18 protein-coding genes and 2 tRNA genes are annotated in these 23,921 nt (G+C 70.7%); 7 read left to right on the top strand and 13 right to left on the bottom strand.

Features of this window, described 5'->3' with window-relative positions:
* Positions 1-20: 20 nt before the first annotated feature.
* From RIF65_RS02505 to RIF65_RS02525, 5 genes are read left to right on the top strand one after another with little or no spacing between them, the layout of a single operon-like run.
* The gene (locus tag RIF65_RS02505; RefSeq protein ID WP_309065916.1) at positions 21-2,315 is read left to right on the top strand and encodes a hypothetical protein; all 2,295 of its coding nucleotides are present in this window, start codon (positions 21-23) and stop codon (positions 2,313-2,315) included.
* Between the two features lie 16 nt (positions 2,316-2,331).
* Positions 2,332-4,062 carry a hypothetical protein gene (locus tag RIF65_RS02510; RefSeq protein ID WP_309065917.1) on the top strand — a complete coding sequence of 577 codons (1,731 nt, stop codon included), beginning with the start codon at positions 2,332-2,334 and terminating at the stop codon, positions 4,060-4,062.
* A complete protein-coding gene (locus RIF65_RS02515; protein WP_309065918.1) occupies positions 4,059-5,465 on the top strand; it encodes a hypothetical protein in 1,407 nt (468 codons plus the stop codon). Before RIF65_RS02510 ends, RIF65_RS02515 begins: the two co-directional genes overlap by 4 nt.
* A gap of 1 nt (position 5,466) precedes the next feature.
* Positions 5,467-6,501, top strand: coding sequence for a hypothetical protein (locus RIF65_RS02520; protein ID WP_309065919.1), 1,035 nt, complete (start codon positions 5,467-5,469; stop codon positions 6,499-6,501).
* Entirely contained in the window at positions 6,498-7,601 is a 1,104-nt protein-coding gene (locus RIF65_RS02525; RefSeq protein ID WP_309065920.1) for a hypothetical protein, read from the top strand. The genes RIF65_RS02520 and RIF65_RS02525 overlap by 4 nt, the downstream gene beginning before the upstream one ends.
* Before the next feature lie 3 nt (positions 7,602-7,604).
* On the opposite strand, the gene RIF65_RS02530 is transcribed toward RIF65_RS02525, so the two are convergent.
* From RIF65_RS02530 to serS, 10 genes are all read right to left on the bottom strand, one after another.
* Positions 7,605-8,489 (bottom strand): hypothetical protein, encoded by an 885-nt coding sequence (locus RIF65_RS02530; RefSeq protein WP_309065921.1) that lies wholly within the window; start codon positions 8,487-8,489, stop codon positions 7,605-7,607.
* Between the two features lie 3 nt (positions 8,490-8,492).
* A complete protein-coding gene (locus RIF65_RS02535) occupies positions 8,493-10,013 on the bottom strand; it encodes an esterase/lipase family protein (RefSeq protein ID WP_309065922.1) in 1,521 nt (506 codons plus the stop codon).
* 25 nt (positions 10,014-10,038) lie between these two features.
* Complete coding sequence (locus RIF65_RS02540; RefSeq protein WP_309065923.1) at positions 10,039-12,429, bottom strand: CHAT domain-containing protein; 2,391 nt, start codon at positions 12,427-12,429, stop codon at positions 10,039-10,041.
* Positions 12,430-12,681: 252 nt separating this feature from the next.
* On the bottom strand, positions 12,682-12,816 hold the full coding sequence (locus tag RIF65_RS02545) for a methionine/alanine import family NSS transporter small subunit (protein WP_309065924.1): 135 nt from the start codon (positions 12,814-12,816) through the stop codon (positions 12,682-12,684).
* Positions 12,813-14,435 carry a sodium-dependent transporter gene (locus RIF65_RS02550; protein ID WP_309065925.1) on the bottom strand — a complete coding sequence of 541 codons (1,623 nt, stop codon included), beginning with the start codon at positions 14,433-14,435 and terminating at the stop codon, positions 12,813-12,815. Before RIF65_RS02550 ends, RIF65_RS02545 begins: the two co-directional genes overlap by 4 nt.
* Positions 14,436-15,023: 588 nt before the next feature.
* Positions 15,024-15,116 (bottom strand) — tRNA-Ser (locus RIF65_RS02555).
* Positions 15,117-15,318: 202 nt separating this feature from the next.
* Positions 15,319-16,599 carry an LCP family protein gene (locus RIF65_RS02560; RefSeq protein WP_309065926.1) on the bottom strand — a complete coding sequence of 427 codons (1,281 nt, stop codon included), beginning with the start codon at positions 16,597-16,599 and terminating at the stop codon, positions 15,319-15,321.
* 21 nt (positions 16,600-16,620) lie between these two features.
* Positions 16,621-16,705 (bottom strand) — tRNA-Ser (locus RIF65_RS02565).
* Positions 16,706-16,852: 147 nt separating this feature from the next.
* Positions 16,853-17,647: an HAD family hydrolase gene (locus RIF65_RS02570; protein WP_309065927.1), complete on the bottom strand. Its 795-nt coding sequence runs from the start codon at positions 17,645-17,647 to the stop codon at positions 16,853-16,855.
* Complete coding sequence (serS, locus tag RIF65_RS02575; protein WP_309065928.1) at positions 17,644-18,951, bottom strand: serine--tRNA ligase; 1,308 nt, start codon at positions 18,949-18,951, stop codon at positions 17,644-17,646. Before serS ends, RIF65_RS02570 begins: the two co-directional genes overlap by 4 nt.
* Positions 18,952-19,017: 66 nt before the next feature.
* On the opposite strand from serS, the gene RIF65_RS02580 reads away from it, so the two are divergent.
* Positions 19,018-20,016 carry a diacylglycerol/lipid kinase family protein gene (locus RIF65_RS02580; protein ID WP_309065929.1) on the top strand — a complete coding sequence of 333 codons (999 nt, stop codon included), beginning with the start codon at positions 19,018-19,020 and terminating at the stop codon, positions 20,014-20,016.
* A 42-nt stretch (positions 20,017-20,058) separates the two neighbouring features.
* On the opposite strand, the gene RIF65_RS02585 is transcribed toward RIF65_RS02580, so the two are convergent.
* The 3 genes from RIF65_RS02585 to RIF65_RS02595 all read right to left on the bottom strand — a co-directional run bounded on the left by RIF65_RS02585 (position 20,059) and on the right by RIF65_RS02595 (position 22,556).
* Positions 20,059-20,793 (bottom strand): hypothetical protein, encoded by a 735-nt coding sequence (locus tag RIF65_RS02585; protein WP_309065930.1) that lies wholly within the window; start codon positions 20,791-20,793, stop codon positions 20,059-20,061.
* 40 nt (positions 20,794-20,833) lie between these two features.
* Positions 20,834-22,288: a cardiolipin synthase gene (cls, locus tag RIF65_RS02590; RefSeq protein WP_375142120.1), complete on the bottom strand. Its 1,455-nt coding sequence runs from the start codon at positions 22,286-22,288 to the stop codon at positions 20,834-20,836.
* A gap of 91 nt (positions 22,289-22,379) precedes the next feature.
* Entirely contained in the window at positions 22,380-22,556 is a 177-nt protein-coding gene (locus RIF65_RS02595; RefSeq protein ID WP_309065932.1) for a hypothetical protein, read from the bottom strand.
* A gap of 188 nt (positions 22,557-22,744) precedes the next feature.
* Here RIF65_RS02595 and RIF65_RS02600 point away from each other — a divergent pair, with 188 nt between their 5' ends.
* Positions 22,745-23,875: a DUF4192 family protein gene (locus RIF65_RS02600; RefSeq protein WP_309065933.1), complete on the top strand. Its 1,131-nt coding sequence runs from the start codon at positions 22,745-22,747 to the stop codon at positions 23,873-23,875.
* The last annotated feature ends 46 nt before the right edge of the window (positions 23,876-23,921 follow it).

Below are 23,921 nucleotides of genomic sequence, written 5' to 3' on the forward strand. Positions count from 1 at the left end.
ACGATCCGAGCGGAGCAACCATGCTGTATCTCAACCCGCCGTACTTCGTCATCGGAGGAGTGACTCTGCTCCCCGACCACGAGGATCCGCTGCAGTTCTACTACATGCCGATGTCGCCGCACCTGAGCGAGATGGCCGACGGCGCCCTCCGGATCCCGAAGCTGCAGGTCATCAAGTTCACCGGCCGCCCCACCCCCGCCGACGACGTCGTCTCCGGCGGCTTCCTCGACTTCGACTGCAACCTCGGGCTGGATCCCGGCCGCCTGGAGGAGATCGCCGGCCGGCTGCAGGGCGAGGCGAGCCTGCCGGGCACGCCGCGGCTCGCCCCGGTGCCGCTCATCGGCGGGACGGTCCGGATGATGCTGTTCGGCAAGGAGTCACCGAGGGAGGAGACCGGCGTTCCCGGCCGCAGGGAGGAGACCGCGGTTCCGGGAACCGAGTTCGTGCAGAAGATCGTGCACGCAGCATCCCCCTCCCTGTACGGCGACAATCAGGCGGCGTTCTCGGTGCGTCTCGACCAGGAAGGGGTGACCATCCTCGACCAGGCGATCCGCGACGAGATGCTGCCGATCGGCGTGGTGTACAGCCTCGAGTACGTCGGCCTGCGCCCGGCTTACCGCGTGAAGGTGGAGGCGGACTGGGATCGGGTGCAGAAGCACTTCGAGGAGAGCGAGTCGGTGAACGTGCCCCTGATCGCGAGTTCGACGGTCGAGAAGGTCATCGACGAGCTCGTGGAGAAGCAGTACATCCGCATCGAGTCGGATCTGCTCGTCGCCGAGGGAGACGACGCGAGCGGTGAGACCGGCCGCTACGAAGCGGCCCTGGCCCAGGTGCGCGAACTCGTGTTCGAGAACTTCTTCACCCCGAGCCTGGAGCCGATCGAGCGGCAGACCGGCGACGCCATCGACGATTTCGGCAGGGTGCTGCGGACCATCGCGACGCATGGCATGAGCTCGGTGTGGGAGCGGAAGGAGGTGGACATCACGCGGATCGACCGCAAGAAGCTGAACATCGAGATGAGCGAGCGCACGTCGGTCATCCGTGAGATCCACCCGCAGGGGCACCTGCCTGGGATAATTCGCCTCGTCGAGTCGCAAGGCCTCGAGCTCACCCGGTTCATCAGCGAGGTGTCGCTGGAGGATCCGTTCTTCGCCCGCCGCAGCGTGCGGGTGATCCCCCGGGCAGACTTCGCCACCGACCAGATCGAGGCGATCAACGTCAGCCTGGACTACGACGGCACTGTGAAGAACGTGGTCCTCGCCCCGGGCTCCGCCGAGCAGACCGTCGAATGGATGAGCTCGCTCGAGGGAGGGCGGATGCGGGCCCCCGTCACGGTGTCGTACGAGGTGCTCTTCTCCTCGGCCGCTGCAGGCCGGCCGCGGCGACTCGAGGCCCCGCCCACGGCGGTCGAGGGCGAGGTCGTGCAGATCGCGCCCCGCGACGGCGTCGGCTACGAACTGCGCTGGGTGAGCTTCACCGTGATCGACTTCCCGTGGGATCTGTACCACACGATCGAAGTGCACTGCCGGTACGTCGACGACGCGAACGGGATCAGGATCGCGAACCAGTACGGCCTCACCCAGACCCAGTCCGCCGGTGCGTGGCCGGTCTTCGCGCTCGATCCCGCGCGGCGCACGGTCGGCTACCGGCTCATCCTGCACGGCGTCGACGGGAGGGACTGGGACAGCGGGGAGCTGGAGACCGACGAGGACCAGATCCGCATCACCGACCCCTTCGGCGCCAGGCGCACCGTCGAGATCGTCGCGCCGGGCGCGCTGTTCGGCACCCAGCTCGACCGGGTGTTCGTCGACGTCCGGTACGACGACGACGCGAACGACGTGCACAAGCGGGAGTCGTTCGAGCTCAACGCGGCCGACACCGCCACCAAACGGTTCGTCGTCGAGCTCGTGGATCCCGCCGTCCGGCGGGTGACCTACAGCGTGACCATGATGCGCACCGACGGGGTCGTGATCGAGATCCCCGAATCGACGACGGAGAAGGAGCGCATCTACGTCACTCCGCAGATGCGCGGTCACCGGACCGTGGCGGTCAGCTCCGACGGCGTCGACTTCGCCGGCGCCGGCATCCGCCACGCGACCGTCGAGACCCTCTACGACCGGCCCGCACACGGCCTGCGCTTCGCCGACTCGGCTGTGCTGTCGCCGTCCGTGCCGCGCGACACGGTGGAGTACGACTTCGCCGAGGGCGATCCCGCCCTGTCGTACCGCGTCATCCACTCCCTCGAGAACGGCATCACGCGCGAGGGCCCCTGGACCACCACGACCGGCGACCTCATCGTCGCCCGTCTCGATTGAGACCCGGGAGGGCAGCATGCTCCAGCTCGGCAGCGGAATGCGGACGATCGAGGGCGTCACCGTGTTCCCCGATCACGCGGACGAGGACCAGTACTGGTACCTCCCCGCGCATCTCGAGATCGCGAAACGACCCTCCGACGACCGGCCGCAGTTCACGTTCATCAAGTACAAGCGCGCCGCAGCGGAGGGCGGCGTGCGCGGCGGCGGGTTCCTGATGTTCACCGTGGCGCTGACGCTGCCGGAGGAGATCGAGCGCCGCGTGCGCGCGGAGATCCCGGCGAACGCGCGCCTGACGGCTGTGCCGTTCGACTCCGGGACCGTCGAGTGCGTTGCCCTGAACCTTCAGGGCCCTGGCGGCACAACGGCGACGGTCGGCGACGACGGCACGTTCGTCGCCGTGCAGCAGATCCTCGGGGCGCGGACGCCGTCGCTGTTCGGCGACAACCACGCCGTGTTCAGCCTCACCCTCAGCGCCGAGGGCGCCACGCTCCTGGAAGCCGCGTTCGCGCAGGGCGCCACGCCGATCGGCGTCATCTACACGCTGACGTTCACTGCGATGCAGCCGTCGCTCGACGTGCGGATCACCGCGGACCTCGAACGCGTCTACCGGCACTTCAGCGCCGGCCTGAACGCGAACGTGTACTACGTGGAGGTCGCCATCCAGGCCGGCATCGAGGAGCTGGTGCAGCAGGGCGCGATCACGATCGAGGTGACCAACTACAGCACCGATGCCAACCGGCTCGAGCAGGAGAGGGCGGCGATCGACTTCTTCACTCAGCACCTGCTCCAGGCGTGGTTCACCCCGACACTCACCCCCGGCGCCCTGCAGGGCGGCATGGCCGCCGCGCCCCGCGCCGGAGGCGGCGCCGCCGTCTTCGGGCCCGGCACCGGTACTGGGCAGGGCACCGGTGCGCCGGGCAGCTCGACCGGTGGACAGCCGCGACCGCCCACCCCGCCCGCGCCACCCGCCCCGAGCGGCGGAGGGGGTCCCCGCCCGCCGGCCCCTCCGACTCCTCCCCCGCCGTCCGGCGGCGGCACCCCCGTCCCGCCCGGACCCACCGGCCCGACACCCCCGGCCGGACCCACACCCCCCGCCGGGCCGACACCGCCGGCCGGACCCACACCTCCCGCCGGGCCGACGCCGCCGGCCGGACCCACACCGCCGCCCGGCGGTGGCACCGAGCCTGCAGGGCCGACACCGACGCCGCCGGCCGCTCCGGAGACCCGCGACGTGTTCGTGAACTTCGTAGAGGAGAACGGCACCCACGGCGTCAACGGCGTGTACACGTTCGGCTACCAGGTCGGCGAGACCTGGCACGACGTCACCACCCCACCCGGCAGCGCCAGCCAGCTCCAGGTGTCCGTGCCGGCCGGCTGGACGGGCTGGGTGTCGGCCGCGATCACCTCGCTCCCCGAGCTGACCGTCGCCGACGCGGGGCAGCTTCGCAGCCACGCCACCACCGGTGAGCCCGTGCTGGCCTCCGGCCAGCGCCCCGCCGAGCCGAACCAGGCGCTGGACGAGCTGACCGCCCCGCTCCCCGGCACCCTGACGGTGCGGATCCCGGTCACGAAGACGATCGTCACCGCGGCGTCGCCCGACGCGCTGGTCGCCGCCGTCTTCCCCGGCGGTCAGCTCGTGCAACGGGGCGTGTACGACTGTCGCCGCATCACAGGGACCAATGACTTCGAGCTGATCATCCCGGGCTGGCCGGCGACGATCGAGACACCCACAGGAGGCACACCATGAGCGGCGGCACCCCTCCGGGCGGCGGCACCCCGCCCCCGCCACCACCGCCCCCCGGCACCACGCCGCCGGCCGGCACGCCTGGCGGCGCCGCTGGCGGCACCGCGCCGACGCCCCCTGCACCGGGTGGCGCCCCGACGCCGCCCGCCCCGCCCGCACCGCCGTCGCCGCCCGGCGGCACCCCCACCCCGCCACCTCGACCGCCAGGAGGCGGCGCGCCCGCCGGCCCGCCCAGCCCCGGCACCCCTGCCGCACCGGGCACGCCCACCGCCCCTGGCACCGGCGCGACTCCGGCCGTCCCCGGCGCGAGTGCCGCCGGGTCCGGCGCGATCCTCACGTTCGCGGTGAAGGCGATCAAGCAGGTGGAGCGGAAGACGATGGTCTTCGAATACCACCGCGAGCAGGCGGTGACCAGGCAGTATGCCCCGCAGTCGCTCCTCGGGCTGATGCTGGACGACCTGACCGGTCCCGGTCACTTCTTGGAGGTGGACCTCGACGACCCGTTCTTCCGCACGCTCGATGTCGAGGTGTCGGTGACGAGCGCGTTCGAGCCCATCGGGCTGCAGTCCGTCGCGGTGGCGCTGGACTACGGCGACGCCGCCGTCGACCCGCAGAAGCACCGGCACGCCGACCTCGTCTTCGACGCCGCGCATCCGCAGCCGCAGCACTGGGTGGTCCCCATCGCGGGCGACTACGACCTGGGATACCGGCCGCGCATCGAGTACCACTTCGACCCGCAGAGCGGATGGGATGCCGAACGCAACGAGGTCGTGGTGGAACCCGGCCGCGTCGAGGACCGCACTCTGCAGCTCGACCCGACCCACCACATCGGGTTCCTGAGCGTCGACGTGCGCAGTGACCGTCTCGACCCGCTCGAGGTGGCCTCGGCGGAGGTCGTGCTGACCCACGTGACCGGCACCGGCTGGACGTCCACGCGTCACTTCGAGGTCCGCCCCGGCGGCGAGACCCAGGCCTGGCGAGTGCGCACCGACCGCCGCAGCGACATCGCCTACAGCGTGCAGACGACGTACCATCTGGTCGACGGCGGCACCATCGTCGCACCCGCGAGGGACGCGACAGCCACCGCCGTCGTGGTCGGCTCACCGTTCGCCGACCACCTCGTGCGGCGAATCGACTTCGCCGTCCCGGCGGGCCGATTCGCCCAGGTCGTGATCGATCTGTCCTACGATGACGGCTCGTACCGCGCGACGCGCCGGCTGGAGCTCGACGGCGCCGGCCTCTCCCCCGCCCGCATGCAGGTGGGGATCGTGGACCCCGCCCGCCGTGACACGACGACCCAGGCGACCCTGCTCGGCGCCGACGGCGAGGTCGTCCGCGGGGCCCCGGCCAGGGGGCCCGGCGAGTTCCTCACGGTCGCCGAGGACGGGAGCATCACGGGGGCGTGACATGGCAGCGCAGACCCTGGAGACGACGGCCGGCGAGACGCGCGTCGCCGGCCTGCTGGAGCGCATCGGGGGCGTGCGGCCGCTGCACGCCGAGCGCGCCCGCGCCGAGCTCGACATCTCCCTCGGCGGCCTGCGACGCTCGGCGACGGGCGCCCTGGCGTGGGAATCGAGCTGTCTGACCCCTGATCGGCATCCGGTGGAGTTCGCCGTGACGTCGGCGACCGACGAGGTGCGCACCGTCGTCGATGTCGTCCCGCCTGAGGCCGATCGGCGCGGCGCGGTCGACGAGGCCGTGCGGATCGCCGCGCTGTTCGGCTCCACCGGCCTGCCGGCGGGTGTCGCCGAGCTGCTGCACCGCCACCAGCGCGGCTTCACCCCGCGCTTCGGCGCGTGGCTCGGCAGCCGTCACACCGCCGCGGCGACGAGGCACAAGCTGTACGTCGAGGTAGACCCCGCCGCCGAGCGAGGCGCGCGGTTGGCCGCCGCGGTCGCGCCACAGGCGTGGCATGTGCTCGCCGGGACGGGTCCCGTCCGCCTGATCGGGCTGGCGCTTGACGGGTCGGACGCCGTCGAACTGTACGTTCGCCCGCCCTACACGGATACCGCTTTGCTGCAGACGCTTGCGGGCCGGGCCGGCCTGACTCGCCTCGCCTCCGCGCTCGCGGCGGCGACCGTCGGGACTGACGACGCCGCCGCCGGCCGCAACCATGCTGTGAGCGTCGCGACCGCCGGTCCGTCGGTCGTCGCCGTCGCCGCCTTCACTTTCGCCCACCAGCGGTTCCGGCGCGATCACCGGGTCCGGGATGCCGTGCTCGCCCGCGCCCGCGTTGAGCGCTGGCCATCGGCGGAGCTGTACGCGGCGGCGTCGCTGCCGCTGGCCCATCCGGCGCCGTTGCGCCGCCCTTTGCATACCGCGCTGTCGGAGGTCGCCCTGGCCGGGGCGCCGACGATAGTGCACCACGTCGGGATGGCGCCGCCTCCCGAGAGCCGGAGGGGTCCGGCATCCGCCACGACAGATCGAGGAGAGGGACGATGAAACAGATCACACTCGAGAACCTGCACTGCACGAAGACCGAGGACTGGACCGGCGCCGACGAGTGCCGGCTGGAGGTGTACAACGACGGCGAGCTGCACTTCGCCTACCGGCGTGACCTCGACAACGGGCAGGACTGGGCGCTGAACGCAGCCCTGCTGTTCTCCAGCAGCTGCACGCTGCGGCTGTTCGACGAGGACGGCGACTTCCCGGGCGACGACGACGACGCCTTGGGCATCGTGGCGATCGGTCCGGTCGACACGCAGCACGCAACCGCGACGTTCCGGCAGGACGACGCCGACTACACACTGACCTACAGCGTCATCGACCGCTCCGACATCACCGCGAGCGACCTCGCGACGTTCGCCATCGACCAGTTCGAGGCATCCGCCGCGCCCTCGATGTGGCCCGGACTGAACAAGGCCGACATCATCCAGGACCTGCGCGACCGGCGGTGGAACCCGACGCACATCAACCAGGTCAACTCCAACTTCTGCGGTCCGACGTCGATCGTGTTCGAGCTGGCGCGCACCCAGCCGCGCCGGTATGTCGACCTGTGCCGGCAGCTGTTCGAGACCGGAGGGTTCTGGTCGCGCACTCACCGCGTGGACGCGCCGGACGGTCTGCGCTCCACGCACGCCGGGCAGAACATGCGCCCCGCCGATTGGATGCTCATCGCGACGATGCGCAACAGCGAGAACGCCGTGTTCGGGGTGTCGCCGAGCTCCACGGGCGTCACGAGCATGATCGAGGGGATGACCACACCGTGGGAGATGGAGGGCTGGACCAGCGAACTGTTGCTGAAGGACAACGTGTCCAACAGCACCACCTTCGTGTGGGGCGAGTTCGACGCGATCCGTTATGCGCACCAGGTGTGGGCGGGTGGCGGCAGCGCGTTCGTCATGATCCACTCCGACATGTTCTCGGCGCCGTCCGGGATCGTGCCGCCATGGCCCGACCACTGGGTGGTGTACGCCGGCGGTCTCGACGAGAGCGGCGGGCGCATCCGGTTCAGCGTGTACTCGTGGGGGAACATCTACCCGCTGGATCTGACGCTCGACCACTTCGAGAACTGCATGTTCGGCATCGTGACCGGATTCTGAGGATCATCCGGTCGGCTGCGCGTCGATCGCCGCCAGGCGTTCGTCGATCTGCGCTCTGGTCCGCTCCGGGAGGAGGCAGCCGGCCATGGCGGGGTCTGCTCGATCCGGTGGAGGGACCAGCAGTCCGACGATGCTGCCGACCGGCAGGGTCGTGCCGGCGGCCGGCGCCTGTCCCTGCACCGGCGGGTTGCAGTCGCTGACGACTCCGAGGTCGGGGTCGGCGAGCACCTCGCCCACCAGCCCCTTCTCGGTGAGGATGCTGAGCGCGTCGTTCATCGGCACGCCGGCGAGGTTATCGACCATCGCCGGTCCCTCCGGCGGCGACGGCGGTTCCGGCGCCATCGGGCGGTAGTCGCGCGGGGCGCGCCGGAGGTGGCGGTCGATCGTGGCGCGGATGTCGCCACTGGGAGAGAGCACGGGGTTCTCGGCGTCCACCGGTGCGATGCCGTAAGAGGCGAGCAGCTCGACGGTCTCCCGCACGACGAACGTGATGATCTCCGGGTCGTCCTGTTCGTCCACGTCGGTCACCGCGACGGCCACCCTCGGCACCACGCTTCCGGCGAGGCCGGCGACGGCCTCCCGCGTCGGCGGCAACGGGCCGTCGACGCCGCTCACGACGACGAGCACCAGGTCGGTGGTCGACGTGACGCCCTCCCCTGCGTCGGCCACGTTGTAGCCGAGGTCCTCCAAGTCGAGACCGAGGTCCTCCATCGCGAAGCCGCGCATGCCGATGAGCAGCAGCTCCGCAGGGTCTGCTGAGGTCGGTTCCGGCGATGGCGCGGGCGCAGCGGTGGTGCATCCGCCGAGCCCTGCCGCCAGCGCCAGGGCGAGTGCGGCGACAAGGGCGCGGGTCGGAGTCCTGCGGGCGGCGCGCGACGACAGGTTCATGGGTCACTCCCCGGTGAGCCAGGCGAGAAGGCGCTCGGAGGTCGCTGCCTTCTCGAAGTAGTTGCTGTGGTGCACGCCGGTGGCGCCCGCGAAGGAATGCACGCGGTCGCCGGCGAGCGGGAAGACCGGGTCGGCGCTCCCCTCGGAGACCCCGAGCGTCGGCACCACCAGGTCGTTCGCGGCGCCGCCGAAGACGCGATCGACGACGGCATCCTTCGCGGTGTCGCGCACCATCGCCCAGAAGGGGCCGGACCGGTCGGGCCGGTAGTCCGCCGCGATGGAGTAGTACTCCGCGCGGGGGCGGCGGCCAGCGTTGATGCGCTCGATGAACGCGCCTTGCGGGGCCATCGACGTCAGCCCCGGAAGTCCGTTCAGCGCGGCGTGGCCCACCATCTTCACCACGGTCAGGATCGCCTCGAGAACACCCGCGACGATCTCGGCCGGCCCTGGTGGCGCCATGTTCAGCAGAGTGGTGCACCGATCGAGGAAGGCGATCATGTGGTCGGCGTCGGCGAGCGCGGTGCCGTGGTTGGGCGCGGCGACGAAGACGGCCTTCTCGACGTGCAGGCCGGGCACGCCGGCATCCGCGAGCTCGCCGGCGAGCACCCGCGTGACCAGCCCGCCCCGGCTGTGCGAGACGACATCGACCTCCAGGTCGATCCCGTGCGGGATCCGGGCGGCGAGCTCGGCCGCGTTCTGCTGCGGTGTGTGCGACAGGGTGAAGTGGTCGAACGCGAGCAGGCGGCCCTGGTAGCGGCGGTGCAGCTCCTGCATCGTCTGGTCGGGCAGCTGGTGGAAGGCGGCGTGCGAGCGCGAGAACGTCCCGTGCACGAACAGCAGAGCGCGCCCCCTCCCGAGGCGGTTCCAGTCCGTTTCGCCGAGCGGGACGGATGCCGGGCGGCGGAACGAGTCCGGCAGGAAGGAGCGCACCAGGTAGGGGCGGCGCGCGCTCTCCCACCGGTTCGCGAAGTGCTCGGTGACCGGCCCGAGGACGGCATCCACCACGGGGTAGACGAGCACCTTGAGCAGCTTGCGTCCGAGCGCGCCGAACAGGCCGCGCTCGCCCGCCTCGGCCGGCGGGACGGGTGTCGACTGCCGGATGACGAAGCGCTTGACGCCGCCCGCTCCGCGCGTGCTCGGCGGTTCGACGGCGTGGTCGGCCGACTCGGGGAAGCTCCACGACACCGCGCCCGCTTCGTCGAGCACCACGACGACCTGCCCGACCTCCGGGCCGAGATCGGGCGTCTCCAGGACGAACGCGTCCTCGCCGGCGGCCGTGCGCGTCTGCGGGGCGGACGGCGGAGGCGGCACCTCACGGACGTCGAGGTCGAAGTTCATGATCTCTGCGAAGCCGCTCAGCCCGAACGCCAGGTCGAGCGCCTGCGTCGCCTGCTCCGGCCCGCGGTCGGCGGCTCCCGGCGGGCGCGGCGGGCGTGCTGTGACGGTGCCCACCAGGCCGGGAGCCGTGATGCGGTAGCCGGGCGCCACATCTACGCCGGTGCCGGTGCCATCGAGGGGGATCATCCGGTGCCTCCGTTTCCTCTCGCGCTCAGGCGGCCCTGGCCAGCACCAGGTTCGGGTGGCCGTAGTACACGTACGCGAGGTGCGTGGGCTGCGGCGTGGGCGCGGCGGGGTCGAACAGGGCGCGACGCCGCCGCAGCACCTCCGCGACGGGCACCCGGTCGTCGAGCGCCGCGCGGTAGAACCCGAGCGCGGTGTCCTTGGCGATCTGGTCGTCGATGTTCCACAGCGGCGCGACGAAGCCGCTCGCACCGGTGCGCAGGAACGCGGTGGCGAGTCCGCCGGCGTCGTCGAGGAGCTCGGTGGTCTGGCCGACCTGGCAGGCGTTGATGAAGACGAAGCTGCCGCGCAGCCGACTGCCGGCGACGTAGAGCGCGTCGAGGCGGGCATGCCCCTCGTTCAACACGATCCCGTTGAAGCGGGGGTTCGGGTCGATCTGCCCGTGGCACGCGAAGTGCACGATGTCGGGGACGACCGGCGCGCCGTCGCGGACCAGGGTGCCGTCGAAAAGCGCGTCGATCTCGCCCAGGGTGGCGACGAGACGGACGGCGCGGTACAGAGCCGCGAGTTCGTCGCCCTCCTCCATCGCCTTCGGCAGTGCGCGCTGACCGCTGGTGGCCAGGTAGTCGCCGATGACGAGGGTCATCACCCGCACGTCCAGCGACTCCGGCGGCGGCAGCGGCGGGAACAGCAGTCCGCCGGCACCTCGGGGCCGCGGGGCGTTCCACCGGCTGATGGCGGTCTGCGCGCCGAGCAGGGGCGGCAGCGACGTATCCACCAGTTGCGGGTCGATGTAGTCCTGTTCGGTGGACGCCAGCTCCCACGGGATGTAGGCGTCGGTGCTCACCAGAAGCACGGCCGGCGGGCGCCCCTCCTGCGCGGTCCGCTGCCAGACTGCGGCAAGCACCTGCCACGCCTCGGGCGGCACTTGATCGGCGATCGTCCTGGCGACGCCGAGCACCCGGTTGCCGACCGCGCCGGCGCCTGCGCTCTCGTGGATCAGCCGCACCTGCTGCATCGCGAACGACTTCGCGTTGTGCTGGCGGAACCGGGTGCGCACCGGCCGGTCGGGCACGGGGAGGCCGGCATGCCGGCTGTCGAACTGCCAGTCCAGCTGTGTGCTGTCGTCGTTCTCGGTCACCGTGATGACCAGATCGGGCGGACGCTCGGATTCGAGGACCTGCACGGGGGTGCTGAACCCGGGCACGGGCCCGGGGACCGGGCCGACGAGGGTGGGCGCGACACCGCCCGACGAGACGATGACGGCGTGCCAGGCGCGGCCGCATGGCAGGCCGCCGAACGAGAAGTCGACCTGCAGCAGCGCGGATCCGATGGGGTCCTCGATCGGCTCCGGCGTGAGGGTGAAGGTCACCCGCTCGGATGCCGGGTCCGCGCGCACCACGTGCAGCACGTCCCTGGTGCGCGTTGCCGAGAACCCGGGGGCGGTGATCGAGACGATCAGGTCGAACTCCGCCAGCGCGGTCTCGACGGTCACCGGCCCGCCCGCCGTCCCGGCGGCGGGCCGCGGGGCCAGCCCGACGACGACGTCGAACGGGCGCCCCACGACGACTTGGCCAGGGCTGTCGATGCGCGGGTGGGACGTGAAAGGCGCGGCCGGGTCGTCGATGATCGGGATCGTCTGCGTCGTGGTGTCCACCCGAGGCGCGTCGCCTCCTGGCGCTGGTGGCGTGAACGACGGGGCGGATGCCGGTGGCGGAGAAGCGGCGGGCGGAGAGGCGGCAGGCGGAGGCGCGGTGGGTGGCGGAGGGGCCGCCGGGGCCGGTGGCGGAGGGGCGGATGCCGGTGGCGGAGAGGCGGCAGGCGGAGGCGCGGCGGGCGGCGGGGCGGCCGGCGCAGGCGCGGCCGGCGGCGGAGCCCCGTCCGGCTGGATCAGCGGGTCGGGGACCGGTACGAACCCGGGGACGGGGACGACGCCGGTGATCGGGCCGGGTTCCCGCCGCGGCGGCGGGGACGGCAGGGCGGGCGCCGGAAGGGGGATGGGACCCGTCGGCGGGGGCGCCATGGCCGGAGGCAGGTAGGGGGCAGGCGGCGCGCCGACGCGCTCGTCTCCGACGTCCCCTCGCCCGCCGGCATCCGCGACCAGCAGCCCTTCGACGCCGGCCCCGTCGAGTACGACCGTGATCGCCCCGTCCGCGGCATCCGGTCGACGGGCGATGTCGACGAGCTGCACGGACCGCAGTGCCCTCTGCTGTCGCAGGCCGAGGGCGTCGATCACCGTGGCGTCGCCGTCGCGGGCGGCCAGGCTGCGGATCGATCCCGCGCGCACCGCGTGGAAGAGGGGGCCGTAGTCCGCGCGGCGGCGCACCACGACGTAGGCGTCGTCGGATAGAGCCGCCGTACGGACGGCGGCGTCGGCCATGCGCTGGTGCCCGTCGACGGTCACCGTGGAGACGAACATGGCCCCTGCCCGCCCAGTGCGGGATGAGAGTGCGCGGTGCGCGGATGGACCGGCGACGGTTCGGACGGCGTGCTCATCGGGGCTCCCTCTGCCGGGCATGGGGACCAGTGAAAGAGCGATGTGACGAGCGACAGACGGCGGTGTCCTCATGCGTGCCTGCGCCCATCATCCTCGCTTCCGCCCGGCCGCGCCAGTGCTTTCGCTGGCGGGGCGAGGACGGACGGGGCGGGCGCTGGCGCGCGGCGGTGACGCCTACAGCTCGACGGGCGGATCGGGCTCCGCGTCGGCGAGCTCGGGGTGGCGGGCGAGGTTCACGGTGGCGGCGATCAGACCGCCCCAGACCGTGACCATCGCGACGATCATCATGACGACGGCTGCGGTGGTCATGCGTCCGCTCCCCTCTGTCCGGCCCGCTCCATAGGGACCGCACTGGTCTCCGGATCCGGATCGTACTGCTCCACGTCGAGGAACTCGTCGTAGTCGGGGTCGTCCTTGGCGTGCGACCGGCCTCCCCACGGCAGCAGCGACAGCAGCACCGCGAGGACGATCAGCGCGACGACCATGCCCCAGCCGAAGATGCCGAGGAACCAGCCGGGGTAGTCGCCGTACGGCGCGGAGATCTTGGCGATGAGCTCGCTGATGAACAGGTAGCCGAGCACGACCGGCGCAAGGACGCCGACCAGCAGCATCCAGAACCAGCCGATCTTGAAGCTCGAGCGGCGGTTGAGGTGCTCCTTCAGCATCGGCACGCGGCGCAGCAGCCAGGCGACGACGATCACCGCGACCAGTGCCACCAGCATGATGCCGAACGCGTTGACGAAGGCATCCGTCGTGTCGAGCACGGTCAGGGCGGTCGTCGTCGAGAACAGCGCCATCGAGATGACCGCGATCGGGATCGAGACGACCAGGGTGGTGCGCACCCGGCCCCAGCCCAGCTTGTCCTGCAGGGCGCCGACGACGACCTCCAGCACCGAGATCAGAGAGGTGACCCCGGCGAACACCAGGGCGCCGAAGAACAGGACGCCGATGATCGAGCCGCCCGTCGCCTGCGAGACGATCGTCGGGAAGGCGATGAACGCGAGCCCGATGCCGGACGAGGCCACGCCCGAGACCTCGGTGCCCTGCACCTGCGCCATGAAACCAAGGGCCGCGAACACGCCGATGCCGGCGAGGATCTCGAACCCGGAATTCGCGAAGGCGACGACCAGCCCAGAGCCGGTGAGGTCGGTCTTGCGCTTCAGGTACGACGCGTAGGTCACCATGATGCCGAAGGCGACCGATAGCGAGAAGAAGATGTGCCCGTAGGCGGAGGCCCACACGGCCGGGTTCGCCAGCGCCTCCCAGTTGGGCGTGAAGAACGCGTTCAGACCCTCCAGCGCGCCGGGGAGGAACAGCGACTGCACGACGAGGATCGCGAACATCACGGTGAGCAGCGGCATGAGGATCAGGTTGGCGCGGCCGATGCCGCGCTTCACGCCGAGCGCCATGATGACGATCACGGCGAGCCAGACGAACGCCAGCGGGATGCCCACCTGCGGGACGAACGTGGTGGAGACGCCGGCCTCTGCGACGTCGGCCGACTGCAGGAACTCGCCGAAGAAGAAGTCCTGCTCGTTGCCGGGCCCCCAGGTGAGCTGGGCGGAGAACCAGGTGTACATGGTGGCCCAGGCGATGATCGCGGCGTAGTAGCTGGCGATGACCACGCAGATGAGGACCTGCCACCACCCCAGCGGCTCCGCCGCCCGGTGCATGCGGCGGAACGCCAGCGGCGCGGAGCCGCGGAAGCGGTGGCCGATCGCGTAGTCGAAGAACAGTAGCGGGATGCCGGCGGTCAGCAGCGCGCACAGGTACGGGATGAGGAAGGCGCCACCGCCGCCCTCGTACGCGACGTACGGGAACCGCCAGATGTTCCCGAGCCCGACGGCAGAGCCGATCGCGGAGAGGATGAACACGTTCCGCGAGCCGAACGCCTCGCGCTTCGTTGTGTGCGTTCTAGCGGTGGCCATGGGTGAGAGGTTACCGGAGAGGCCGCGGCGTGCGGGGGTGCACCGCTGGTGCCGGGAGGAACGAGGAAGGGTCCCCGCTACGCGAGAACCCTTCAGACGAATGGCGGAGACGGGGGTATTGGAATTCACCACATCGTTGACAGCTGTTCGCTTGGATCGTGCGCGTGATCGTTGACACCTGAGTCGCGTCATCGCTGACGGTGAACCGAAGAACCTCGTGACCGTCCGGGCTGTCCACGAACAAGGCCTCACCCACGCGGAAGCCGCCGTTCGTTTCGGTGTCACTCGCCAGTGGGTGCATACCCTCGTGCGCCGCTACCAGGCCGAATGGCCGGAAGGAGTCGCGCCGCGCTCTCGCGCCCCGAGAACCCGGCCCGGGACCACCGCTCCCGCGATCCGCGACCGGATCATCGAGTTGCGCCGCGAGCTGATACCGGCGGGCGCGGATGCCGACCCCGAAGAATCCATGACCCCCGCGCCGTCAACGATGACGCGACTCACCAGCACCCCGCCACCGTCAACACCCCGAACCCACAAAAAAGTCCTGAGCAGCGACTCGTTCGTAAACGATGTCGCGACTCAGGACAATGGCGGAGACGGAGGGATTCGAACCCTCGGTCCCCTTAAAGGGGACTCCACCTTAGCAGGGTGGTGCACTAGGCCTGACTATGCGACGTCTCCACGCGCCCGGCCGGAGCTGAACGCGTCATGCCATCATAACCTGTCCGCGCAGACCCACGAACCGCAGGGCGCCCGACCGGCATGGCGCGCCGAGCGCACGGCATCCCGTCCAGTGAACGGCCTTCCGGCGCGGCGATCCGGTGCGCTCAGCGACTTCCCGTGCACTCGGCGGGCGGGTCGGCGGGACAGGGCAACCTGCGCGTCAGCCCCGGACGTTGCCGTTCGAGCAGGTGAGCTGTGCGGCGGAGTTGCCCTTGATGTTGGACGGCAGCTGCGCCACGTCGGGCGCCGGCGTCGCGGAGGTGGTCGGTGCCGGAGTCTCGGTGCCACCGGTCTGCTCCGGAGCCGGGGTCTCCGGCGTCTCCGGGGTGGTCGGCTCCTCCAGCACGACGCCGTCGTTTCCGGTGGTCTCGTGCGTGATCTGCAGCTGCTTGTTCGCCGCGATGGCGTCCCACAGCTCTGCTGCCGCGTCGCGGTCGGGCACCACCCGGTTCGCGTTGGAGGGGTCCTCGACCGAGGGGTACTGGACGAACACGATGTCCTCGAACGGGACGTCCTTGACGGCGAGCGCGATCTGCACGATCTTCATCGGGTCGGCCAGCGACGTGCTGGCCTCGACGTTGTTCAGCCCGGTGTCGGCGAGCTTGAACATCGTGGGCACGTTGCCGAGCACCTCACCGCTGATGAGCTTGCGAACCAGACGGGTCATGTACTGCTGCTGGTTGCCGATGCGGCCCAGGTCGCTGCCGTCGCCGACGCCATGCCGGGTGCGCAGGAACTGCAACGCCTGGAAGCCCTGAATGGTGTGCGTGCCGGCGGCCATGTCCAGGCCGGTGTAGCGGTCCTTGATCGGGTTCGCGAGGCACACCTCGACACCGCCGATCGAGTCGGTGATCTCGATCACGCCGCCGAAGGTGACGGATGCCGCGAACTCGATATCCTCGCCGGTGAGCTCGCTGATCGTGTTGACGACGCAGTTCAGTCCGCCGTCCTGGTAGGCGCTGTTCAACGCCTGCCTGCTCTTCGCCGAGCGGGTGTTGCCGTCCTCGTCGGTGCACTCCGGGATCGGCACCATGAGGTCGCGAGGGAAGCTGACGGCGGTGATGCGGCGCGGCTCCTCCGACACGTGCACCAGCAGGTTCACGTCGTTGAGGGTGCCGTTGGCGTCGGGACCTTTGCAGCGGTCGCCGAACAGGTGCTTGTACTTCTCTTCGCAGGTGTCGACGCCTGTCAGCAGGATGTCGAAACCGCCCTTGTAGGCGCCGATGTCGGGCGGGAGCTCCTTCTGGTTCTCCAGTTCGACCGCGTTCGCGTTCACGGTGCTGGTCCAGCCGCCGACGACGTAGCCGATGACGCCCAGTCCACTGACCAGCACGACGGCCAGCGTGATGCCGATGATCTTCAGAAGCTGCCCGAGCGGGGTCGGCGAGTGCAGCTGGCCGTGGCGCGCGACCGGATGCCGGTGCGTTCTCGACGTGCTCACACGGTGCCTTTCGGATCTAAGCGGAGGGTGTGGGATTCGAACCCACGAGACATCTCTGCCCACTGGTTTTCAAGACCAGCTCCATCGGCCGCTCGGACAACCCTCCTCGTCCGGTTCGCACCGGACGACCAGGGCCGAGTCTATCCGGTTCGGTGACCAGCCCGTTCGGCCGACCACCCATTCTTCCGTGCTCACCTGGGGAGACCCTGGGCGGGGGTCATGATCGGCGTCGACGACGACCGGTCCGCGCCGCTCAGAGCAGAGTGCGCAGGGCCGACGCCAGCCCGCCGTCCTCGACGTGCCCGGTGAGCTCGCCGGCGGCATCCTGCACCTCGTCGGGAGCCTGCCCCATCGCGACCGCCCTGCCGCCGCGCCGCAGCGCCCACCCGAACATGCCGATGTCGTTGCGCCCGTCGCCGGCGACGAACACGCCGTCGCCGTCCAGGCCCAGCTCGGCGCTCACCCGCTCCAGAGCGGTGCCCTTGTCGACGCCCTCCGGAGCGATGTCGAGCCACGCCGTCCACCCGATCGCGTACGTGACCTCGTTGAGTCCGGCCTCGGCGACGAGTCGCTGGAAGTCGGCCTCGTCGTGCTGCGGCGACACCACCACGACACGGGACACCTGCTGGGCGGCGAGCTCCTCGAACGGCACCTCCCGGCCCCCGTCGAGCGTCCAGTCGTCGAGGACCGCGGTGTACAGCCGCTGCCCGGTGCCCAGCTCGACCATGTAGCGCGCCTCGGGGAGCCGTTCGCGCAACATGGTCAGCACGGGAGACGGGTCGAACGTCTCGACGTGCCAGCGCTCCCACTCCCCGTCACGGCGGCGCATCGTCACGGCGCCGTTCGAACAGACAGTGAACTCGCTGGTCAGTCCGAGCAGGTCGACGTACCGCTCGGTGGCGGACCAGCTGCGCCCGGTGGCGAGCAGGACCTCGTGTCCGGCATCCCGCACCTCGGCGACCGCCTCGACGACGCCGGGGCTGAGTGTCTCGTCCTGCAGGATGATCGTGCCGTCGATGTCCAGCCCGACCAGGCGCCGATCCGTCACTTGACGCCCTGCGGCGGTCGCGTCGCCGCCACCGGTTCGATGACCTCGAGCCCGCCGAGGTACGGCCGCAGCACCTCCGGAACGACGACGGAGCCGTCCTCCTGCTGGTGGGTCTCCAGCAGCGCGACGATCCAGCGGGTGGTGGCGAGCGTGCCGTTCAGCGTGGCGACATGCTGCGTCTTCGCCGGGCCCTCCTCACTCTCCGGCCGGTGCCGGATGTCGAGACGACGGGCCTGGAAGGTGGTGCAGTTCGACGTGGAGGTGAGCTCGCGGAACGCCTGCTGCGTCGGCACCCACGCTTCGATGTCGAACTTGCGCGCGGCGCTGGAGCCGAGGTCGCCTGCGGCGACGTCGATCACCCGGTAGGCGAGGCCCAGCGCGGTCAGCATCTCCTCCTGCAGCGCGACGAGCCGCTCGTGCTCCACCTCGGCGTCCTCGACGGTGGTGTAGACGAACATCTCCAGCTTGTTGAACTGGTGCACGCGGATGATGCCGCGGGTGTCCTTGCCGTAAGACCCCGCCTCGCGGCGGTAGCACGTCGACCAGCCGGCGTACCGGAGCGGACCCTCGGACAGGTCGACGATCTCGTCCTTGTGGTACCCGGCGAGGGGCACCTCGCTGGTCCCGACCAGGTACAGGTCGTCATCCTTGTCGAGGTGATACACCTCGTCGGCGTGCTCGCCGAGGAAGCCGGTGCCCTGCATGATCTCCGGACGCACCAGTGTCGGCGTGATCAGCGGCACGAAGCCGTTCTGCAGCGCCTTGTCGAGGGCAAGGTTCATCAAGGCGATCTCGAGGCGCGCACCGATGCCGCGCAGGAAGTAGAACCGCGCCCCCGAGACCTTCGCCCCCCTGGCCATGTCGATGGCGCCGAGCATCTCACCGAGCTCCAGGTGGTCGCGCGGTTCGAAGCCGAACGCGGGGATCTCGCCCACCCGGCGCAGCTCGACGAAGTCCTCTTCGCCACCGGCGGGGACGCCGTCGATCACGACGTTCTCGATGAGTGCGAGAGCGGATGCCGCGGCCTCGGCCGCTTCATTCGCCTCCTGCTGCGCCTGCCGCACGCGCTCGGCGAGTTCCTTGGCCTGCGCGACCAGGCCCGGCTTGTCGTCCTTGGGCGCCTTGGCGACGACCTTGCCGAACGCGTTCTGCTCGGCGCGCAGCTCTTCGAACCGGGTCAGCGCGGCGCGGCGCGATCGGTCCGCCTCGATGGCCGCGTCCACGGTCTCGGGCGCATTGCCGCGCGCGATCTGGGAGCGTCGGACAAGCTCCGGCTCGTCACGGAGAAGGGCGAGATCGATCATTGTGCAAGTCTATCGACGCCCTCCGAACCGCCGGGTCCGGCGGCTTTTCCGCCGTAGAGTGTGGTCATGACGGCATCCGGGCTCGAGGTCGCGCACGCGGCCCTCGTCTACAACCCGGTGAAAGTGGATGCCGCCCGCCTGCGCTCCGCCGTCATCGCGCTGTCCAGGAAGCACGGCTGGGGACGGCCGTGGTTCTACGAGACGACGATCGAGGACCCAGGTCAGCAGGTCACGCGCGACGCGCTGGCATCAGGCGCGGCGGCCGTGCTCGCGGCCGGCGGGGACGGCACCGTGCGAGCCGTGTCGGAATCGATGGCGGGCACCGGTGTGCCGTTCGCAGTGATCCCCGGTGGCACCGGAAACCTGTTCGCCCGCAACCTCGGCCTGCCCCTGGCCGACCCGGAGACCATGATCGAGGCGGTGTTCACCGGTTTCACGCACCCCGTCGACATCGGCTGGGCGGCGCTGACCCGCCCCGACGGCACCGCCAGCGAGCACGCGTTCGTCGTGCTCGCCGGCATGGGGCTGGATGCCGACATGATCGCCAACACGAAGGCCGAGCTGAAGCGGTCGGTCGGGTGGGTGGCGTACATCGACGGCGCCGCGCGCTCGCTGCCCGGCGCGAGACCGTTCCGCATCGTGTACCAGATCGAGGACGGCCGACTGCACTCCGCCAAGGTGCAGAGCGTGCTCTTCGGCAACTGCGGCGCGCTGCCGGCCGGCATCTCGCTGATGCCCGACGCCTCGCTGGATGACGGGAAGATGGACATCGCGGTCATCCAGCCGACCGGTCCGCTGGGCTGGCTCGGCATCTGGCGCAAGATCTGGTGGGACAATTCGGTGCTCCGGCGCACCAGGGCGGGGCGGCGAGTGCTGGAGCGCCGCGGCAAGGACGCGTCGATCCGCTACCTGAGCGGGCGCTCGGCCGAGGCGGCGATGGTCGCGCCGACCTCGATCGAACTGGACGGAGACGAGCTGGGCCTGGCGGTGCGGATGGCGTGCCGCATCCAGCAGGGCGGCCTCACCATCGTGCTTCCCGCCGGACACGACGTCTCGCGCTTCTAGCCGCCGCCCGGTCTCCCGGGCCTGCTTCTGCCGCTGGAGGGGCTACCTGACGGGAACCTCGGTCTGGGCGTCGCCGTCGCGGACGGTCAGCGTGAACGGGGCGTCGTCTTCGGGCTCGGAGGGCAGGACGATCACCGTCGTGCGCGGCGCCATGTCCGCCGTGCACACCCCGTCGAACGGTGCGAACGTCACCGTGGCGCCGGCAGCGCTCTGCACCACTTCCTCTACGACCGGCCGGCAGGAACCCGACCCCCAGGTCAGCAGCACAAGGCCCTGGTCGTCGAACCACCCGGCCGACGCCTTGCCAGTGAGCACGCCGCTGTCGCCGTCCGGCGCGGCCGGCAGCGCCTCCAGCTCCGCGTCGCCCGAGACGTCCCCGTAGCGGACACGCACCCGCACGTCGCGGGTCGGGTCCACGCCCTGCGGCAGCGCGGCGAACGAGGCCCGAGGGGCGAAGTCCATGGTGCACACGGCATCCGCCGGCCGGTCCTGCAACGTCACGGTCACCGTCTGACCATCGGCCACGGTCTCCGCCGCGTGCGGTACGCAGCCCGACGAGCCCCAGGTGACCACGGCGAAGCCGCGGCCGTCGTCGAGCCAGGCGGCCTCGACGTCGCCGGGTTCGGGCTCCTCGTCCCGGCCGTCGCCGGGCTGTCCGGCATCCGCTCCGGCGCTGCTGGTGGGGGCCGGAGAGTCACCGGGCGCCGAGGTGCAGCCCGCGATGAGCAGGGTGAGTGCGCCGAGAGCGAGCGCGGAGCGCAGAAGTCGGGAGGCCATACCGTGATGGTGTCACGTGGCCTCGGATCGTCTCAAAGCCCTACTGCAGCGCCGAGGTGAGCCGGGCGAGGTTGTCGAGCACCGTGGAGCGCAGCGGCTGCTGCATCCACTCATCGAGGGTGAGCTCACGGCTGAGCGAGCGGTAGGCGTCCTCGACGGTGCGCACCTCGCGCACGAACTCCTCGCCGCGGACGAGCATGGAGATCTCCATGTTCAGACCGAACGAGCGCATGTCCATGTTGCTCGACCCGATGACGGCGACTTCGTCGTCGATGGTGACGCTCTTGGTGTGCAGGATGTACGGCTTCGGGTACATCCAGATGCGTATACCGGCGCGCAGCAGCGCCTCGTAGTAGCTGCGCTGTGCGTGGTACACGATGGCTTGGTCACCCTCCTCCGACACGAACAGCTCGACCTGCACGCCGCGGTCGACCGCCGCGGTGACCGCGAGCAGCAGCGCCTCGTCGGGGACGAAGTACGGGCTGACGATCATGATCTTCGACTTGGCCGCGTACAGCAGGCTGAGGAACAGGCGCAGGTTGTTCTCGACCTCGAAACCGGGCCCGGACGGCACGATCTGGCAGTCCAGGTCGCCGCCGCCCGGCTGCACGCGAGTGATGTCGATCCCGTCCGGCACCCGGTCGGTCTCGGCGTAGTAGTCGCTGAGGAACACCGCGTTGATGCTCGCAACGACCGGCCCGTCCACGCGCACCATCAGGTCGACCCAGTGCAGTCCACGGCGGATGTTCTTGGGCAGGTTGTACGACGAGTCGGTGACGTTCTGCGATCCGAGGAAGCCGACTTTGCCGTCGACGACGAGCAGCTTGCGGTGGTTGCGCAGGTCGGGACGCTGAATGCGACCGCGCAGCGGCTGCACGGGCAGCATGAGGTGCCAGTCGGCCCCCATTCGCTCCAGCCGCCGGATGGTCTGCCGGTACTTCGGCTTCCAGCGGTTCGCCCAGTAGTCCAGCAGCACCCGCACCGGGATGCCGCGGGCCGCGGTCTCCTCGAGGGCGCGGAAGAAGTCGTCGGTCGAGGCGTCGGCCTGCAGGATGTAGAACTCCACGTGCACGTACTCGCGAGCCTCGCGGATCGCGGCGGCCATGGTGTCCAACGAGGTCTGGTAGTCGGCGATCAGGTGCGCGCCGTTGTCACCGGCCAGTGGCAGCGCGCCCATCCGCTGGTTCATCGCCACCAGCGGCGGGAACCACTCCGGCGCGTCCGGCCGCAGCGTGCCGAAGTGCAGGTGGCTGGCGGTGTCGGCGATGTACTCGTTGATCTGCGTCTGCTTGCGGCGCCGGGCGCGCGGCAACCGGGGGTTACCGATCAGCAGGAAGATCAGCACCCCCAGCACGGGGATGAAGAAGATCGCCAGCAGCCACGCCATCGCGGACGTGGGACGGCGGTTGCGGGGGATGACGATGACGGCGACCACACGGACCGTGATGTCGATGACGACGTACCCGACGACGACCCACCACGGCCAGCTCGAGATGTCGAACACCCGCCACGCCCCTTCTCCCCCGCGCCGTGAGGCGCCTGGGTTCAGCGTAACCCGATGCGTCGACGCTCAGGACGAGCGCGGGTCAGGAGGCGCGGGGCGGCAGTCCGCGCGCGGCGCGCTCCTCCGCCTCGATGCGGGCATGCACCTTGCGCTCAGTGCTGTCCGAGCGCAGGATGCCGCGCAGCACGAAGAAGAACACGGTCGCCACGACCGCCGTCGGCAGAATCGACCACAGCGCCGCGACCCAGAAGCTCTCCACCCCTCCATGCTACGCGCTCGGGCAGTGCGGAAGGCCGGAGGGCTCGGCTCGAGCGGACGGCAGGAGCGCTCCGCTCGATCGTCGGGCGTCGCCTCCATTCGTCCTGCACATTCCGGGTTCGCCGCCGATCCGTGCACATCGGGTTGTTCGGCCCTCGCGGACGGCATCCGATCGAGCACACTCCCCGCATGAGCACGATCCTGAAAGCCTCCGATTCCGCCGAGCTCCTCGGCATCGTCCCGACCCTGGCGGGGTTCACACCCCGGCAGAGCCTCGTCCTGCTGCCGTTCCATGGCAAGCGCACCTACGGCGCGATGCGCCTCGACCTCCCGGCCGACGATGTCGACCCGGAAGAGTACGCCGACACCGTGCTCACGCTGCTCACCCGTGTCGTCGGCATCGATGCCGTCGCCGCCGTGGTGTACACCGATGAGTCCGCGCAACGCATTCCCGACGGCCTGCTGCTGCCCCGGCTGGGCCTGATCGAGACCGTGCTGGCAGTCTGCCACGATGCCGGCCTGCGCGTGCTCGAGGGACTGTGCGTCACGCCGGAGGGCTGGGGCGACTACCTCATCGACGACCCGGTGATCTCGCCGATGTCCGGCATCCCCTGGCCGGCGCCGGTGCCGGGCGCCGGCGACGTCAGCGGCGACCAGTGGGCGGGCACCGAACTGCCGCCGGGGGATCTCGCCGACCGCGAGCGGGTGGGGCGGGCGCTGTGCGACCTGGAGAAGGTCCTGGAACGGCATCGCCGCGGCGTGGCCGCGCCCGCCGCCGACGAGCACCCGCAGGCCATCGACGCGGCCGAGCTCCTGCTCGACAACCTGCCGGGGTTCGCGGAGGCGCTGCTCGAAGCGCCCGACGACGACGATCCGTTCGCCTGCGCCGCACTGCTGTGGTGCCTGACCCGGCCCATGCTGCGGGACGCGATCCTGGTGCAGTGGGCGACCAATCTAGAGTTCGGATGCCGGGCGCTCGACGCGCAGCTGGTGTTCGGCGAGAACGGCGAGGGGGTCCCTGACGCCGTCGGCGAGGTGTTCCTGGGTCGTGGCGTGCGCCCAGATCCTGACCGTCTCGGCTGCGCGTTGCAGCTGGTGCGCCGGGCGCTGTCGCGCGCGCCGCGCGACGCCCGGCCGGGCGCGTTCACGGCCGCGGCGTGGTTGTCCTGGGCGCTGGGCCGGTCGACGCACGCGGGCCACTACGTGGAGCAGGCGCTAGCGATCGACCCTCAGCACCGCATGGCGGCGCTGATCGGCACCCTGCTGTCGGCGGCGATCCTGCCTGAGTGGACGCTGCGGCGGGGGCCGGCCGCCACATGACCAGCCGGAGCCCTGCTGCGTTCCGGCCGGTCTGCCTGCCGTCGCC

It is taken from the genome of Microbacterium sp. (genome assembly GCF_031180975.1).
In the GTDB taxonomy this organism is placed as follows: Bacteria; Actinomycetota; Actinomycetes; order Actinomycetales; family Microbacteriaceae; genus Microbacterium.